This window comes from Halomonas sp. HL-93 (assembly GCF_900086985.1).
Lineage (GTDB): Bacteria > Pseudomonadota > Gammaproteobacteria > Pseudomonadales > Halomonadaceae > Vreelandella.
Window position 1 is genome coordinate 1,436,898 of the sequence record NZ_LT593974.1, and the last position, 14,945, is coordinate 1,451,842.

The following is a 14,945-nucleotide window of genomic DNA, read 5'->3' on the forward strand; positions in this document are numbered from 1 at the left end:
CTACGCAACGTGGGTTTGCGCCATCGCTGTTTCAGTCACGTCTGGGAACCGGTGCCAATGGCGCGGGTGGGCGTAAAGCCGTTGGCCACGGCGTAATACCAGGCGGTTGAAGTCGGCATGGCGCACCGTGGCTAGCCACGGCTTGGCCAGCCAGTCGGCTTCGAGTTCCACGCGGACTTCAGCACCCACGGGGGAAATCGCGGTAATGGTCACCGGCAGGTGGCTATCGGCACTGGGCTGCTCGGCCAGGCGGATTTCGTGGGGGCGCAACAGCAGTTCTTCGTCGCCGTCCGGCAAGTCCACCGCCACATGGGCGTCACCACAGGTGAGCGTGCCGTTTTGCACCTTGCCTTCCAGATAGTTAACGTCGCCCAAAAATTCAAACACAAAGCGGTTTTTCGGCGCGCGATAGAGCGTTTCCGGGGTGTCAATTTGCTCGATACGCCCATTGCTCATCACCACCACGCGGTCGGATAGCTCAAGGGCTTCTTCCTGGTCGTGGGTCACAAACACGCTGGTGAAGTTGAACTCTTCGTGCAGATGACGCAGCCAGCGGCGTAGTTCCTGACGCACTTTGGCATCAAGCGCGCCAAATGGCTCATCAAGCAGCAGTACATCCGGCTCGACGGCTAGCGCACGAGCAAGTGAAACGCGCTGTTGCTGGCCGCCGGACAGCTGTGCCGGGTAACGGTTGGCAAAGGCTTCAAGTTTGACCATCTCAAGCAGGCGATATACCCGGGCGCGAATGTCCTGGGCAGAGGGTCGCTGCGCGCGCGGCATGACGGTCAAGCCAAACGCGACGTTGTCATAGACGCTCATATGACGGAATAACGCATAATGCTGAAACACAAACCCAATTCGGCGGTCGCGCACGTGAACGTGGGTGACGTCGCGCTCGCCAAATAAAATCTTACCGGGCGTCGGCGTGCGGTCGGCGGTTTCAAGGCCCGCGATAATGCGCAGCAGGGTGGTTTTACCCGAGCCGGAGGGGCCCAGTAAGCCGACCAATTCGCCTTCCTGGATATCCAGATTGATTGGCTCCAGCGCTTGAGTTGCACCAAAGTGCTTGGCGATATTCTGTAAGCGAATGCTCATGCAAATGCCTCCCGGCGCGACGCGCGCCATTCCAGCCCCGCCTTGGCGGCGAGCGTCAGTAGGGCGATCAATGCGAGTAGGGCCGCGCAGGCAAAAGCCCCCACGGCGTTGTAATCCTGATAAAGCTGCTCAAGGTGCAGGGGCAGCGTGTTGGTCTGGCCGCGAATGGCCCCTGAGACAACGGATACTGCGCCAAATTCGCCCACCGCGCGGGCGTTGGTCAGGATAATTCCGTAGAGTAGCGCCCAGCGGATATTAGGCAGCGTAACGCGTCGAAACGTCGTCCAGCCCGATGCGCCGAGCACAACGGCAGCCTCTTCTTCCCGCGATCCCTGGGCCTGCATCAGCGGTATCAGTTCTCGGGCCACAAAGGGGCAGGTGACGAAGATGGTCACCATCAAAATACCCGGCCAGGAAAACATCAGCTGAATGTCGTAGCTGTCCAGCCAGCCGCCGATCCAGCCATTGCGTCCGTAGAGCAACAGATAAATAAGACCGGCTACGACGGGAGACACCGCGAAGGGGATATCAATCAGCGTTTGTAGCAACCGCCGGCCAGGAAAGCTGAAACGCGTCACCAGCCAGGCAAGCGCAACGCCGAATACCAGGCAAACCGGTATCGTGAGCAGGGCAATGCCCAGCGTTAGGCCGATGGCGTGTAGCGTATAAAAGTCACTGACGTTGGACCAAAACACGCTGACACCTTGGGAAAACGCCTGGGCAAAGATAGCCACTAGCGGGAGCAGTAGAAAAAGCCCTGAAAGCCCCACGGCCATCGCAATCAACAGGCGGCGGACAAGCGGTGCGTCTCCAATCCGTTGCATTACGCTTTTCCTCCATGCAAGCGGCGCACGAAACGGCCTTGCCAGATATTGATCGCCAGTAGCAAGGCAAGCGAGACAAATAGCACCACTGACGCAATGGCCGATGCACCCACGTAGTCGTATTCCTGGAGCTTGATGAAGATCATCAGTGCCGTGATCTCGGTTTCGTAAGGCATGTTGCCTGCGATAAAAATAATTGCCCCGAATTCGCCGAGCGAGCGTACAAACGCAAGCCCCGTTCCGGTCACCAGGGCTGGCCATAGGTGGGGCATGATGACGCGACGAAAGGCGACACCGTCGGTGGCCCCCAGCGACATGGCGGCTTCGTCCACCTCAACGGGCATGTCCTCTAACACCGGCTGAACGGTGCGAACCACAAACGGGATACTGGTGAACGCCATGGCCAGGGCGATTCCGACCCAGGTCTGGGCAACGGGCAGGTCGAGCGCTTCTAGCCAGCTGCCCATCCAGCCATTGCTTGAATAAAGCGTTGCAAGCGTTATGCCCGCCACTGCGGTTGGCAGTGCGAAGGGCAGGTCCATCAGCGCATCCAGCAGTCGCTTGCCAGGGAAGGTGTAGCGCACCAATACCCAGGCCAGCAACAAACCAAACACAGCGTTGATCAACGCCGCGACCGCCGCCGCTCCGATGGTGACCATGTAGCTGGCAACCACACGGCCTTCGGTGATAATGGTCCAGTACTCAGCAAAGCTAAGCCCGGACAGTTGGCTGAAAAGCCCGGTAATGGGTAGCAGCAGTACCAGCGAAATAAACAGCACGCTGATGCCCATGGAAAGGCCAAACCCCGGCAGCACCCGCGCGCTGCCGGACTGGCGAAGAACGAAATGGCTCATAGCTCAATCCGGCGGATGAAACGCATTAGCGGCGCTGAAGCTGATCAAGCATGCCGCCGCCTTCGAAGTGGGTTTCCATAGCCTCTTCCCAGCTACCGAATACATCCTCGACCTTGAGCAGGTCGGTATCGGGGAATTCGTCGGCGTATTCTTCAACCACGTCTTCATGGTGAACGCGGTAATTGAAACCGGCCAGCAAGCGCTGGGTGTCCTCGCGGTAGAGGTATTCCAGATAGCTTTGCGCCAGGTCGCTGTTTTCATTGCGCTCGGCATTGGGGCCGACCACGGCGACCGGGAACTCGGCCAGAATACTGGTGGGGGGTACGATGACTTCGTAGTCGTCGCTGCCGTATTCCTTGCGAATGTTGTTGACCTCGGACTCGAAACTGATAAGCACATCGCCGATTTCGCGCTCGATAAAGCTGGTGGTGGCACCTCGGCCGCCGTTATCAAATACTTCAACGTTACCCAGGAAGGTGCGCATGAAATCCTGGATTTGCTCTTCATCACCGTCAAATTGTTCGTCGGCAAAGCCCCAGGCGGCGAGATAGGTATAACGGCCATTACCCGAGGTTTTCGGGTTGGGGAAGACCATCTCAATATCTTCTTCCACCAGATCGTCCCAGTTTTCGATGCCTTTGGGGTTGTCCTTACGCACCAGGAACGCCGTGGTGGAGTAGTAAGGCGAGGCATTGTTGGGTAGGGCGTCTTGCCAATCTTCAGCCACTAGGTCGGCATCAGCCAAGGCCTGGACGTCAGTCACTTGGTTATAGGTCACCACATCGGCGCGAAGCCCCTGCATGATGGCGCGTGCCTGGGCAGATGAACCACCGTGAGACTGGCTAACCTCGATTTCCTCGTCGTGTTCTTCTTCCCACCATGATTCAAATTTGGGATTAATTTCGGCAAACAGTTCACGTGCAATATCATACGAAGAGTTGAGTAGCTCACGTTCTTGAGCCACAGCAGGGCTTGAAAGCGTGGCGCCAATGGCGAGAGCCAACATGCTACGACGGAAAACAACAGGTAATGACATCACAAGCTCCTTGAAAGCTAAGCCAGCATTGGCAATTTAGTTAGCAAGCTTAAACCTGTGATTATGGAATTACAATCATGTTTTATATTCTTTTTTAGAATAATGATTAAGAAAAATGGGGCTAACTTATGCACGATACGTGTCTACTCTCACCGCCGCGCGAAGGTTCTGCTAACATGCCCGCCTTTAAAGGCGGCAATGGCCGTGGTTCCCTCTCTTTGGCAAAGCAGGAATGTTGATATGACCGCTGCGCATGATTATCTGATTGCTCCCTCGATTCTTTCCGCCAACTTCGCACGCCTGGGCGAAGAGGTGGACAATGTGCTCGCCGCCGGGGCCGATATCGTGCATTTCGATGTGATGGACAATCATTACGTGCCCAACCTCACCATTGGCCCGATGGTGTGCAAGGCGCTGCGCCAGCATGGCGTGACGGCGCCGATTGACGTACATCTGATGGTCAAGCCGGTGGATCGCATGATCAGTGATTTCATCGAGGCGGGCGCCAGCTACATTACGTTTCACCCGGAAGCCTCCGAACATATCGACCGCTCGCTGCAGCTGATCCGCGACGGGGGCTGCAAGGCCGGGCTGGTCTTCAACCCGGCCACGCCGCTGTCCTATCTGGACTACGTGATGGATAAAATCGACATGGTGCTGTTGATGAGCGTCAATCCGGGCTTCGGTGGGCAGTCGTTCATTCCCGCCACGCTTGACAAGCTGCGCGAGGCGCGGGCGCGCATCGACGCGTCAGGGCGGCCGATTCGTCTGGAGGTCGATGGCGGCGTGAAAGCCGACAACATCGGCGAGATTGCCGCGGCCGGGGCAGATACGTTCGTTGCCGGATCGGCGATCTTTAATGCCCATAACGCGAGCGACCCTCATGGCTACGATTCTGTTATTCGACAGTTACGCGCGGCAATGGCTAGCAGCTAAGCAGCGGCTAGTGCAGCTTCATACGTGGCTTTAAGTAGCGGTTGAGCTTATCCACCAGCCAGGCGAGCCCGGTTTTGGGCGCGCCATGAATGGTCAACTGGTGCATGCGATAAAGCGACGCGTAGGCCCGGCGTGCCAGCCAACCTTCAAGAAATAACCCGCGTGACGCAGAGCTGCGCATCAGGCTGCCCACTGCATCGTAATGGGCCAGTGAGATCAGCGAGCCGCGGTCCTGATAGTGAAAATCGGTGAGTGGCTTGCCTTCCAATTGATTCACCAGATTCTTGGCTAGGTGTTTGGCCTGCTGGTGGGCGGCTTGGGCCCGTGGCGGAACGGCGCTGTCTTCCCCCTGGGGGCAATGAGCGCAATCACCGAGGGCAAAAATCGCCGGATCATCGATGCACTGCAGGGTTTTCGCCACTTTTATCTGGTTCTTGTTATTGGTTGCAAGCCCCAACTCTGCGAGAAACGGTGGTGCTTTTATCCCTGCCGCCCAGACGTTGAGATCGGTTTCGATTACGTCGCCATCGTTGGTAACCAGGCAGTTGGCCTGCGCTTGTTTAATTGCGGTGCCAACATGGACGGTCACGCCCATTTTTTCCAGATCCTGCTGGACGGTTTGGCTGATACGTTCGGAGAGCCCAGGAAGCAGGCGGGGCGCTGCCTCTAATAGGTGCACGCTGATCTGTTGGTGATCGAGGGCCGTTACCCCGTAGGCATTGAGCATTCGCGAGGCGTCAAATAGCTCGGCAGCCAATTCCACGCCGGTGGCACCACCACCGACAATACCAATCGTCAACTGGGTATGCTGGCGCAGTGACGGGTCGGTGTAGCGCAAAAAAGTATTGATCATATCGCGCTGAAACGCCTTCGCCTGCTGGGGTGAATCAATAAAATGGCAGTGCTCGGCAACGCCGGGCGTGCCGAAGTCGTTGGATACGCTACCCAGTGCCATCACTAAGTAATCGTAGGCGAGTTGCCTGGCGGGCAGGACCTCCTCACCATCTTCATCGACAATGGGCGCTAGATGCAGTTGCTTGGCTTGGCGATCAATGCCGGATAGCGACCCACGCTGGTAGCGATAATGATGCGCCGAGGAATGACCGCGGTAATCCACCTCGTCCATGCTGGAATTCAGCACCCCCGTGGCTAATTCGTGCAATAGCGGCTTCCAAACGTGGGTGGTGTTGCGGTCAAGCAAGACGATATTGGCGCGTTCAGGTTTGCCAAGTGTACGTCCCAGTTGCGTCGCCAGCGCTAAGCCGCCAGCGCCGCCGCCAACGATCACGATGGTAGGAAGGCTCATGTCTTACTCCTTGACTAAATGATCCTCAGCATAGAGGTTTCTCGCGTTAGTGACGAATGTGAGGCGAGGTTAATATAGCTAAACTCTCTCTCAATCAGAACCCGCTGGCTTGAGCTTCAGAGCAAGTTAATCTTTACGCAGAAGGATACAATGTGCACCCACTACTTCGCGGTAAGCGTTTAATTGCCTTTGATCTCGATGGCACGTTGATTGATTCTGTGCCCGACTTAGCAGCTGCAGTGGCGCATGCGTTGGCGGACCAGCAATTGGCAGAGCCAACGGCGGATAAGGTACGCGATTGGGTGGGTAACGGCGCAGCGGTGCTGGTTGAACGCGCCTTAACGTGGGCTCAAGGTGAGCCCGCTGAGGCAGCGCTTTTTGAGCGCAGCTACGAGGCTTTTTTGCGCCATTACGCGGCCGCGTCCAACGAGTTGACGACGCTCTATCCTGGCGCGCACGAGGCGCTAGCCGACCTGTGCGAAGCAGGCTTTACGCTGGTGTTAATCACTAACAAACCACAGCGCTTTATTGCGCCAATTTTAGATCACTTCGGCTTAGGAGCGTGTTTTACGCTGTGCCTTGGGGGAGACTCGCTGGCTGAGAAGAAGCCTTCTCCGGTGCCGTTACTGCATGCGGCCAACGCCTGCGGCGTGCAACCTGCCGAGTGTGTGATGGTAGGTGATTCGCGCCATGATATTGCGGCGGGCAAAGCTGCGGGCTTTGCGACCCTGGCACTGCCGTATGGCTACAATCACGGTGAGCCGATTATCCACAGCGCACCCGATGCCATCTTGGGTTCATTAACCGAGTTGCTCGCGTGATCACGGGCCAAAACCGGCGCGGCAGAGGACTACTCGTCTTCCTCGCGCGCACCGCCTAAGGTGGCATGCAGCTGTTCGGCATTGTGGCGCAGCATATCGACATAGTGCGAGGCCGGCCCGTCGCTGCCGCTGAGTGCATCGGTGTAGAGCGGTCCCGCTAGGGGGAGGTCAGCATAGCGTGCCTGGGCGTCCATGTGGATTTTCGGTGTCGTACTCTCATAAAACAGCGCGGGTGGCCGCTTATCGGCGAGTTGCGCCTGCAGGCGGGCCATGGCGTCGGCCGTGCCGAACGTTTCGTGGTTAACGCCCCATAAAGCGGTGTAGTCGAAGTCATAGGCGTCGGCAAAGTAGGCCAACCCAGCTTCGCTGGTCACCAACGCCCGGTTGGTCTGGGGGATACCGCCCAAGCGCTCTTCAATGTCGGCGTCTAGCTGCTCAAGGGTTTGCTTGAGATCGTCGGCGCGTTGTTCAAATCCCTCGGCGTGATCTGGCGCATGCTCTGCCAGGGTCTCAGCGATCACGTCCACGTAGGCCGCAGCCCCTTTGGGAGCCATCCACATATGGGGGTCAGTATCGCCTTGATAACGGCCAGTATTAAGCGGAAGGGTGGGATAATCTGCCTGCTCGGCCAGTGCCACCATGGGTAAGTCATCTTCAACGATAGCCTGTACATCACGCAGCCACGGTTCTAATTCAAAGCCGTTGTAAAACACCAGGTCGGTTTCTTCTAATGCCAGGACATTGGGTGGGGTAAGATCCCACCGGTGGACATCTTCGTCGGCCGGGACGATGACATTAACCTCCACATCGTCGCCCGCCACACGCTTGACTAAATCGGCGATTACCGAGAACGAAGCCACTACCCGAAGCGGGGTTTGCGCGGTTGCGGGAGCGCTGGCGATTAACAGCGCCAGTAAGAGCGTGCTCCCTTTGATGACATTCTTGCGCATTCCACGCTCCTGGCTGTCTTAAAAAGCAACCGATGATAAAGATTGTAATGCCGCGTTACTAGTTCCCGTGTGCTGGAAGCGGTCTTCAAACGCTACGTTATCATCCTGCTAGGAAGATACAATTTAACAGCATAGTCTTTTCCCATCAGGTACCACGTCTTTATGCCGGTTTTAAACGCCACCATCCGACTTCAGCATCGGCCCTATGGCTTCTCAGTCAGCCGCCGGACAAGTTCGTGACGTACGAACCTGCATGGCGTTACAATCGAGTCATATTTAGCGGAAATGGCAAGTCACCACTGACCTGGGTGACTCTCCGGGTAACACGCGAGCCATTGCACTGAAATTTATCGGGGTTTCAATTTGTTATGGCTCAAAAAGTATTGATGCTCGACAACTATGATAGCTTCACGTTTAACATCGTCCAATACTTGGTGGAATTGGGTGCTGACGTCGTGACCTACCGTAATGACGAGATCACCATTGGGCAGATCGAAGCGCTTGGGCTGACACATTTGGTGATCTCGCCTGGCCCCTGTACGCCCAACGAGGCGGGCATTTCCCTGGCGGCCATTGAGCATTTTGCAGGCCAGTTGCCGATATTGGGGGTCTGCCTGGGGCATCAGGCGATTGGCCAGGTCTACGGCGGCCAGGTGGTGCGCGCACCGCAGGTAATGCACGGTAAAACGTCGGCGGTCCAGCATGATAACCACGGGGTATTTACAGGATTGGATAACCCGCTGGAAGTTACCCGTTACCACTCGCTGGTGGTGGATACACAGTGCTTGCCCGACTGCCTGGAAATCACCGCCTGGACCGATGATGATGACGTCACACCAGGGGTTATCATGGGCTTGCGCCACCGGGAATTGGATATTGAAGGCGTTCAGTTCCACCCTGAATCGATCCTTACCCGTCAAGGCCATGCGCTACTGGCCAACTTTTTACAACGCGGCTGATCGCCGGTTTCACATGCTTTAGGGGCTTTTCTGTTCATGCAAATGCGAGACGCAATTAACGCGGTGATGCGCCGCGAAGACCTCTCTTTCGATGCCATGCACGCACTGATGCGCCAAATCATGACCGGTGAAGCGTCTGATGCCCAAATTGGTGGTTTGCTGGTGGGACTTGCCATGAAAGGCGAAAGCGCCGTTGAGATTAGCGCTGCCGCCCAGGTGATGCGCGAGCTGATGAAGCGCGTTGAGCTTAATACCGACAACGTAGTGGACATCGTCGGCACCGGTGGCGATGGGGCTAACCTGTTCAACGTGTCGACGGCGGCCAGTTTTGTGGCGTCCGCCGCGGGTGCTCACGTGGCCAAGCATGGCAACCGCAGTGTTTCATCGTCCTCCGGCAGTGCCGATCTTTTTGATGTGGCGGATATCTACCTGGATCTTAAACCTGAGCAGGTAGCCCGCTGTATCGAACAGGTGGGCGTCGGCTTTATGTTTGCTCCCAACCATCACCCGGCAATGCGTTACGCCATCGGCCCGCGCCGTGAAATGGGCGTGCGCACGTTGTTTAACATCCTGGGCCCACTGACCAACCCGGCCAGCGCGCCGAATCAGGTGCTTGGTGTGTATGCACCGTCGCTGGTGCCGCTAATGGCCGAGGTGCTAAATAAGCTCGGCAGCCGCCATGTGCTGGTAGTGCATTCCGAGGATGGCCTGGACGAAATCTCCCTGGCGGCTCCGACCCAGGTGGCGGAACTCAAGGACGGTGAGATTACCCAGTACACCATTACTCCGGAAGACTTGGGTATTGAGCGCCAAAGCTTGGCCGCTCTTAAAGCAACCAGCGCCGAAGACAGCTTGCGGTTGGTGAAAGCCGCATTATGTGGCGAAGGTGCAGCGGCGGATATCGTCGCGCTGAATGCCGGTGCCGCGCTTTACTGCGCGGGCGTGGCCGATAACCTGAAAGAGGGCGTGATGCTGGCACAGGATGCCCAAGCCTCCAAATTACCGCTTGAAAAACTTAAAGAGCTGTCTCACTTCACCAGCGTTTTTAAGCAGTAGGCCCTTAAACACGGTAAGTTTTAAACAAGTAAGTTTTAAACAAGAAGAGATCACCATGACTCAACAGGCAACGCCCACGATTTTAACGCGCATCCTGGACCGCAAGGCCCAGGAAGTGGCCGAGCGCCGCCAAGCTGTTTCTGAAGCGGATTTACTGTCATTGGGTGAAAAACAGAGCGCCCCCCGGGGATTTATCGAGGCGCTGAACACGCGTATTGCGGCTGGTGACCCGGCGGTCATCGCCGAGGTCAAAAAAGCCTCACCCTCCAAGGGCGTAATTCGCGAGGAGTTTCACCCGGCGGATATCGCCAAAAGCTATACCCAGGGCGGGGCGGCGTGCCTATCGGTACTTACCGATGCGGATTTTTTCCAAGGTCATGAAGATTACTTGATCGCCGCGCGTGATGCCTGTCCGCTACCGGTGATTCGCAAAGATTTCATTACCCACGGCTACCAAGTGGCCGAGGCTCGGGCGATTGGGGCCGATTGCATCCTGTTGATTGTGGCTGCCCTGGATGACGCCCAACTCCACGACCTGAACCAACAAGCCATTGCCCTTGGCATGGACGTGCTGGTGGAAGTCCACAATACCGACGAAATGGCGCGTGCCCTGGCGCTGGATCTGAAGTTGGTGGGCATCAACAATCGCAATCTGCATACCTTTGAGACCAGCTTGAACACCACGCTTGAATTGCTGCCGCGTATTCCTGACGGCGTGACAGTAATAACCGAATCGGGTATCCACACCCGCGACGATGTGGAGTTGATGCGTGACCACGAGGTTAACGGCTTCCTGGTGGGCGAAGTCTTTATGCGCGAAAGCGACCCCGGAGAGGCGCTTAAGCGGCTTTTCTTTTAAACCGTTGGTCGTTTTATCCGCCAACTGAGCACGGCAACGGTCAGCGCTGGCAAAAAGGTAACGGTGACAATCGCGGTGCCGAGCAGTCCAAAAAGCACGATGGCGCCGACGCCGCGGTATAGCTCGGTGCCTTCACCGGGCAAAAACACCAGTGGCGATAGCCCACACAGCGTGGTGAGTGTGGTCATCGCAATGGGTCGCAAGCGACTTTCCACCGCATTAAAGACCGCGTCTCGAACGCCCATTGATGTTTCGCGCAGGTTCTCGCGGGCCTGGTGAACCACCAAAATTGGATTGTTGACCACGGTGCCCATAAGAATCAAAAAGCCCAGCATGGTGATCATGTCAAACGGCTGGCTGATGGCATTCAGGCCAAAGCGTGGCAGCACTGCCCCCACGGTATTCATCAGCCATAGCCCGACGATGCCACCGGCCGCGCCGAGGGGGATGGTCGCCAGAATCAGCAGCGGATAGCCCCAGTGGGCGAAAATCGCCACCAGCAATAAATACACAATTGCCAGCGCAATCAACCCGTTGCTGGTTAACGATTGGCGAGTGGCGTCGAGCTGGTCGCCCGCGCCGCTTACCGTGACATCGATACTGCCCGGTAGCTCACCTTCGTCGCGCATTGGCTCGATAACGTCACGCTGCATTCGCTCGATACCTGCCTCAAGTGCCACGCTGCGCGGGGGAATCACGTCGAGGGTAACGCTGCGCCGACCATCGACCCGGCGGATGGTGGCGGTGCCCACTGTTTCTTCAATATCGGCTACATCATTGAGCGGCACATTGAACCCAGCAGGTGTATGAAGGGGTAGGCTAGCCAATTGGTCGAGGTCGATATCGCCTGCTTCTGGACCGTAGCCATATAGGTCAATTTTTTCATCGTCGAGATAAAAATCATCCAGGTACGACCCATTGGTCAGCACCGCAATTGCCGTGCCCAGGGCGTCGGTATCAAATCCCAGCTCAGCCGCTCGCTCCCAGTCGGGGTAAACTTCAATCAGCGGCTGGCCGAGGTCCAGCGCAGAGGGGCGCGATTGAATGCGCGGGTTGTCGAAGGTGTCTTCTGCGCGTTCGTAAATTTGATTGGCGGTGGCATAGAGCGCTTCCAGGTCATTGCCTGCAATATCCAGCGTGATGCTGCGCGTGCCGCCGTCGTTACTCGAGATGATCGAGCCGCGCGCGGCAAAGGCGCGCATGTCCGGGTAGGCCTCAAAACGCTCGGTGAGGGCGTCCATCAGCGCTTCAATGTGGTTGGGGTCGATGGTTTCGGCAATGATGCGCAGGCTCTGCGCTTCTGCTTGAATGCCCATGGTACGGATCGGTGGAACATCGGTGTCGCCACCCTCAAAGTCCTCCGGGGCGGCTTCCACATGGGGGCCCAGTTCACGCTGCAGCGCCTGGGCTATCTCGTCCATGGTGGCGAGGTTGTAGCTGGCGGGTGCATTCATGCTGACAAACGTTTTGGCTTCTTCGCCTTCGGGCAGGTACTCGGCGGGTGGTGTCAGCCAAACAAAAATTGCCACGCCGCCGACGATGCCGAGTACGATCGCGGCCAGGCGTCGTCCGGCGCTTTTAATCATGCCATTAACTACCCACAAACACGCGCTCATCCAGCGCGGGCGCTTGGCATTGCCATTATCACGGCCGCGAAAATCGATATGTGCGCCAAGGGTGGGGATGACGGTAATCGCCACGACCATCGAGATCAGGATCGAGGTGGAGATTGCCACGGCAATATCGGAGTAGAGCTGCCCGGCTTCCTGCTCGATAAAGAAAATCGGCACAAACACCAGAACGGTGGTCAGCGTTGAGGCGAGCACCGCCGGCCAGACCTGCTTGACGCCTTCAAGCGCGGCTTGAAAGCGGGCCAGCCCGCGGCGCCGCTGGGTTTCAATACTCTCGAGCACGACAATGGTGTTGTCGATGGTCATGCCGATAGCAAAGGCTACCCCTGCCAGGGAAATCACGTTTAGCGTGCGCCCGGCCAGCATTAGCCCGAGAAACGCGGCAATGGTGCAAATGGGGATACCGATAACGCCGGCGAAGGTGGCCCGAGCTGAGCGTAGAAAGGCATACATGACCAGCGTGGCGAACAGCGCCCCCAGACCGAGGTTTACCCAGACGTTGGCGATCGATGATTCTACGTAGCGCACGTCGTCGTTTGACAGGGTGATCTGCATGCCTTGTTCGGCTAGCAGGCCACCGTTCAAAGCCTCAACTTCTTCAAGCATGTCACGCTTGATGTCGATCACGTTGGCCCCCGGCTCCCGGCGAACTTGAACGCTGAGCACCGGCTCGCCAGCGGCGTTATACGATCGCGAGGTGAGCTCGGCGTAGGACTGCTGCACCTCAGCGACATCACCGAGTCGAATGACTTCGTCACCCTGGCGCCTGAGGATTAATGCTTCCAGGCTTTCTACGTCTTCAAAGCGCCCCACGGTGCGCAGCAAATAGCGCCGCTTGCCGCTTTCCAAGTCACCGCTTGAGACGTCTTGATTACGTTCCTGTAGGGCAGCTTGAATGTCGCTGATACTGAGGTCGCGGGCGGCCAGCGCGTCGGGGTTGATCAGCAACTGCATTTGCCGTTCGGCCCCGCCAGAGACGGTCACTTCCGACACCCCGGTGACACTTTCCATGCGCGGGCGCACATTATCTTCCAGGTAATCGCGCATGGCCGGCATGTCGAGCTGGCGAGGGTTGCCCTCGCGTGGGCCGACGTTGAAATACATGAACGCGTTGGCCGAAAACGAGTTGGCGACAATGCGCGGCTGATCAACATTGGTAGGGTAGGAGGGTACCTGGCTCAGGGCGTTATTGACCCGAATCAGCGTTTCGGTGAGGTCGACGCCAAAAGGAAACTCGAGCTCGATTTCAGCGCTGCCGCTGCTGGCGGTGGACTCCATGCGCTGTAGATTGGGCACGTTGCGTAGATATTCTTCCTGCTCGATAAGGATATCTTTTTCAATATCCTGCGGGTTAGCACCGGCCCACTGGGTCTCGACGCCAATCACCCGGGTTTCCAGGTCGGGAATCATCTGCACGGGAATTCGCCAGATGGCGGCAATGCCCACAATCATTAAAATCAGAGTGACCACGCTGACTAAAATGCCGTGACGGATAATGGCGGCAAACATGCGCGAGGGCGCTCCTTTTAATCGTCAGTTAGGGACAAGGATTGCCCCTCCTCAAGGCGCTCGTTGCCCACCACAACGACGCGATCACCCTCCGCAATGCCATCATGGACGGCAACATTGCCCTCATGGCTGTCGCCGATCTCGACGCGTTGCTCGTAAGCCCGCCATTCGCCGTCTTCCTCACGGGCAAGCCAAACACTCACGCTGCCATCCGGGCGACGGATAAGTGCATCGCGGGGAACGCTGGGGCCTGATTCGCCCTCGATACGCAAACGCCCCTCAACCGCCATGCCAGGGAGCAAACTGAGCGACTCGCGGGGTTCGGCACGTAGCAGGAATTGGCGGCTATTGGTGTCTTGCGGTACCTGCGCCTGGGGACGGGCTTTATGCCACTGGTTGTCGCCTTCCTGGCGTATCTCAAGGATGGCGTCATCCATTTGCGAGTAGGCGGAGAAGGGTACTGAGAAATCAACCGTTAACGAGTCAATATCGACCAGCGTCATTAACGTGTCGCCGGGTGTGACCCATTCGCCGACGTCGCTTTCCCGTTGGGTGATCAGAGCGTTGAAGGGAGCGGTGATGTCGTGACGTGATACGCGCAGCTCCCAAAGACCCTGTTCCGCCTTCTGAGCATTCAGGGTGGCTTCAGCGGCGGCCAGGGTATTTTGCCGCTGGCGCTGTTCGCTGGCGGCAATATTTTGCTGTGCGGATAACTGGTTGGCTTCGTTGAGCCGCTGACGGGCGTCATCGCGATCGGCACGGGCCTGTTCAACATTGGCCTCGGCACGCTGGCGTTCCAGTTCAGCTTCTCGGCTATCCAGCGCCATCAGGCGTTCGCCTTGGCTTACCCGGTCGCCAAGTGCGACGTCAAGCGTCGTGACTTGGCCCGCCTCGGCGCTGGAGACCTGGGACGTGCGCGGTGCACTGACGCTGCCGTTCAAGCGCAACATCTCAACACGCGGGGTTTCTTCAACCAGCAGGGTTTCTACCCGTGTTTCCTGGGCGGTGGCCGTACCCGCTGTCACCATCAGCAAGGTCAGCGCCACTGTGCACGCCCTGAAAGTGCGGCCGATAGACCGGAAACGTCGCAAGTTAACTCATCCTTCACC

Annotated in this window: 13 protein-coding genes; 5 read left to right on the top strand and 8 right to left on the bottom strand. The window is 57.5% G+C overall.

Annotation, left to right across the window (positions count from 1 at the left end; translation table 11 throughout):
• The 4 genes from GA0071314_RS06505 to cysP are packed head-to-tail and all read right to left on the bottom strand — an operon-like array spanning window position 1 to window position 3,809.
• Window positions 1-1,095 carry a sulfate/molybdate ABC transporter ATP-binding protein gene (locus tag GA0071314_RS06505; RefSeq protein ID WP_074398454.1) on the bottom strand — a complete coding sequence of 365 codons (1,095 nt, stop codon included), beginning with the start codon at window positions 1,093-1,095 and terminating at the stop codon, window positions 1-3.
• Window positions 1,092-1,919 carry a sulfate ABC transporter permease subunit CysW gene (gene cysW, locus GA0071314_RS06510; RefSeq protein WP_027336211.1) on the bottom strand — a complete coding sequence of 276 codons (828 nt, stop codon included), beginning with the start codon at window positions 1,917-1,919 and terminating at the stop codon, window positions 1,092-1,094. Before cysW ends, GA0071314_RS06505 begins: the two co-directional genes overlap by 4 nt.
• Window positions 1,919-2,773 (bottom strand): sulfate ABC transporter permease subunit CysT, encoded by an 855-nt coding sequence (gene cysT, locus GA0071314_RS06515; protein WP_074395889.1) that lies wholly within the window; start codon window positions 2,771-2,773, stop codon window positions 1,919-1,921. Before cysT ends, cysW begins: the two co-directional genes overlap by 1 nt.
• A gap of 25 nt (window positions 2,774-2,798) precedes the next feature.
• Window positions 2,799-3,809 carry a thiosulfate ABC transporter substrate-binding protein CysP gene (cysP, locus tag GA0071314_RS06520; RefSeq protein WP_074395890.1) on the bottom strand — a complete coding sequence of 337 codons (1,011 nt, stop codon included), beginning with the start codon at window positions 3,807-3,809 and terminating at the stop codon, window positions 2,799-2,801.
• Window positions 3,810-4,049: 240 nt separating this feature from the next.
• Between cysP and rpe the strand changes: the two genes are divergently transcribed.
• On the top strand, window positions 4,050-4,745 hold the full coding sequence (gene rpe / locus GA0071314_RS06525; protein ID WP_074395891.1) for a ribulose-phosphate 3-epimerase: 696 nt from the start codon (window positions 4,050-4,052) through the stop codon (window positions 4,743-4,745).
• Between the two features lie 7 nt (window positions 4,746-4,752).
• Here rpe and GA0071314_RS06530 read toward each other — a convergent pair whose 3' ends face one another.
• The gene (locus tag GA0071314_RS06530) at window positions 4,753-6,051 is read right to left on the bottom strand and encodes an NAD(P)/FAD-dependent oxidoreductase (protein WP_074395892.1); all 1,299 of its coding nucleotides are present in this window, start codon (window positions 6,049-6,051) and stop codon (window positions 4,753-4,755) included.
• A 152-nt stretch (window positions 6,052-6,203) separates the two neighbouring features.
• On the opposite strand from GA0071314_RS06530, the gene GA0071314_RS06535 reads away from it, so the two are divergent.
• Entirely contained in the window at window positions 6,204-6,872 is a 669-nt protein-coding gene (locus GA0071314_RS06535; protein ID WP_074395893.1) for a phosphoglycolate phosphatase, read from the top strand.
• A 29-nt stretch (window positions 6,873-6,901) separates the two neighbouring features.
• On the opposite strand, the gene GA0071314_RS06540 is transcribed toward GA0071314_RS06535, so the two are convergent.
• Window positions 6,902-7,822 carry a metal ABC transporter solute-binding protein, Zn/Mn family gene (locus tag GA0071314_RS06540; RefSeq protein WP_074395894.1) on the bottom strand — a complete coding sequence of 307 codons (921 nt, stop codon included), beginning with the start codon at window positions 7,820-7,822 and terminating at the stop codon, window positions 6,902-6,904.
• 368 nt (window positions 7,823-8,190) lie between these two features.
• Between GA0071314_RS06540 and GA0071314_RS06545 the strand changes: the two genes are divergently transcribed.
• From GA0071314_RS06545 to trpC, 3 genes are read left to right on the top strand one after another with little or no spacing between them, the layout of a single operon-like run.
• Complete coding sequence (locus GA0071314_RS06545) at window positions 8,191-8,781, top strand: anthranilate synthase component II (RefSeq protein WP_074395895.1); 591 nt, start codon at window positions 8,191-8,193, stop codon at window positions 8,779-8,781.
• 36 nt (window positions 8,782-8,817) lie between these two features.
• The gene (gene trpD / locus GA0071314_RS06550; RefSeq protein ID WP_074395896.1) at window positions 8,818-9,837 is read left to right on the top strand and encodes an anthranilate phosphoribosyltransferase; all 1,020 of its coding nucleotides are present in this window, start codon (window positions 8,818-8,820) and stop codon (window positions 9,835-9,837) included.
• Window positions 9,838-9,892: 55 nt separating this feature from the next.
• Window positions 9,893-10,696 carry an indole-3-glycerol phosphate synthase TrpC gene (gene trpC / locus GA0071314_RS06555; RefSeq protein WP_074395897.1) on the top strand — a complete coding sequence of 268 codons (804 nt, stop codon included), beginning with the start codon at window positions 9,893-9,895 and terminating at the stop codon, window positions 10,694-10,696.
• On the opposite strand, the gene GA0071314_RS06560 is transcribed toward trpC, so the two are convergent.
• Complete coding sequence (locus GA0071314_RS06560) at window positions 10,693-13,836, bottom strand: efflux RND transporter permease subunit (RefSeq protein ID WP_074395898.1); 3,144 nt, start codon at window positions 13,834-13,836, stop codon at window positions 10,693-10,695. The genes trpC and GA0071314_RS06560 overlap by 4 nt on opposite strands.
• Before the next feature lie 17 nt (window positions 13,837-13,853).
• Complete coding sequence (locus tag GA0071314_RS06565; protein ID WP_231896523.1) at window positions 13,854-14,882, bottom strand: efflux RND transporter periplasmic adaptor subunit; 1,029 nt, start codon at window positions 14,880-14,882, stop codon at window positions 13,854-13,856.
• Window positions 14,883-14,945 lie beyond the last annotated feature (63 nt).

Excerpts from the sequence above, each read along its gene's own strand:
- GA0071314_RS06505 (WP_074398454.1), bottom strand. The coding sequence starts at position 1,095 with ATGAGCATTCGCTTACAGAATATCGCCAAGCACTTTGGTGCAACTCAA.
- cysW (WP_027336211.1), bottom strand. The coding sequence starts at position 1,919 with ATGCAACGGATTGGAGACGCACCGCTTGTCCGCCGCCTGTTGATTGCG.
- cysT (WP_074395889.1), bottom strand. The coding sequence starts at position 2,773 with ATGAGCCATTTCGTTCTTCGCCAGTCCGGCAGCGCGCGGGTGCTGCCG.
- cysP (WP_074395890.1), bottom strand. The coding sequence starts at position 3,809 with ATGTCATTACCTGTTGTTTTCCGTCGTAGCATGTTGGCTCTCGCCATT.
- rpe (WP_074395891.1), top strand. The coding sequence starts at position 4,050 with ATGACCGCTGCGCATGATTATCTGATTGCTCCCTCGATTCTTTCCGCC.
- GA0071314_RS06530 (WP_074395892.1), bottom strand. The coding sequence starts at position 6,051 with ATGAGCCTTCCTACCATCGTGATCGTTGGCGGCGGCGCTGGCGGCTTA.
- GA0071314_RS06540 (WP_074395894.1), bottom strand. The coding sequence starts at position 7,822 with ATGCGCAAGAATGTCATCAAAGGGAGCACGCTCTTACTGGCGCTGTTA.
- GA0071314_RS06545 (WP_074395895.1), top strand. The coding sequence starts at position 8,191 with ATGGCTCAAAAAGTATTGATGCTCGACAACTATGATAGCTTCACGTTT.
- trpD (WP_074395896.1), top strand. The coding sequence starts at position 8,818 with ATGCAAATGCGAGACGCAATTAACGCGGTGATGCGCCGCGAAGACCTC.
- trpC (WP_074395897.1), top strand. The coding sequence starts at position 9,893 with ATGACTCAACAGGCAACGCCCACGATTTTAACGCGCATCCTGGACCGC.
- GA0071314_RS06560 (WP_074395898.1), bottom strand. The coding sequence starts at position 13,836 with ATGTTTGCCGCCATTATCCGTCACGGCATTTTAGTCAGCGTGGTCACT.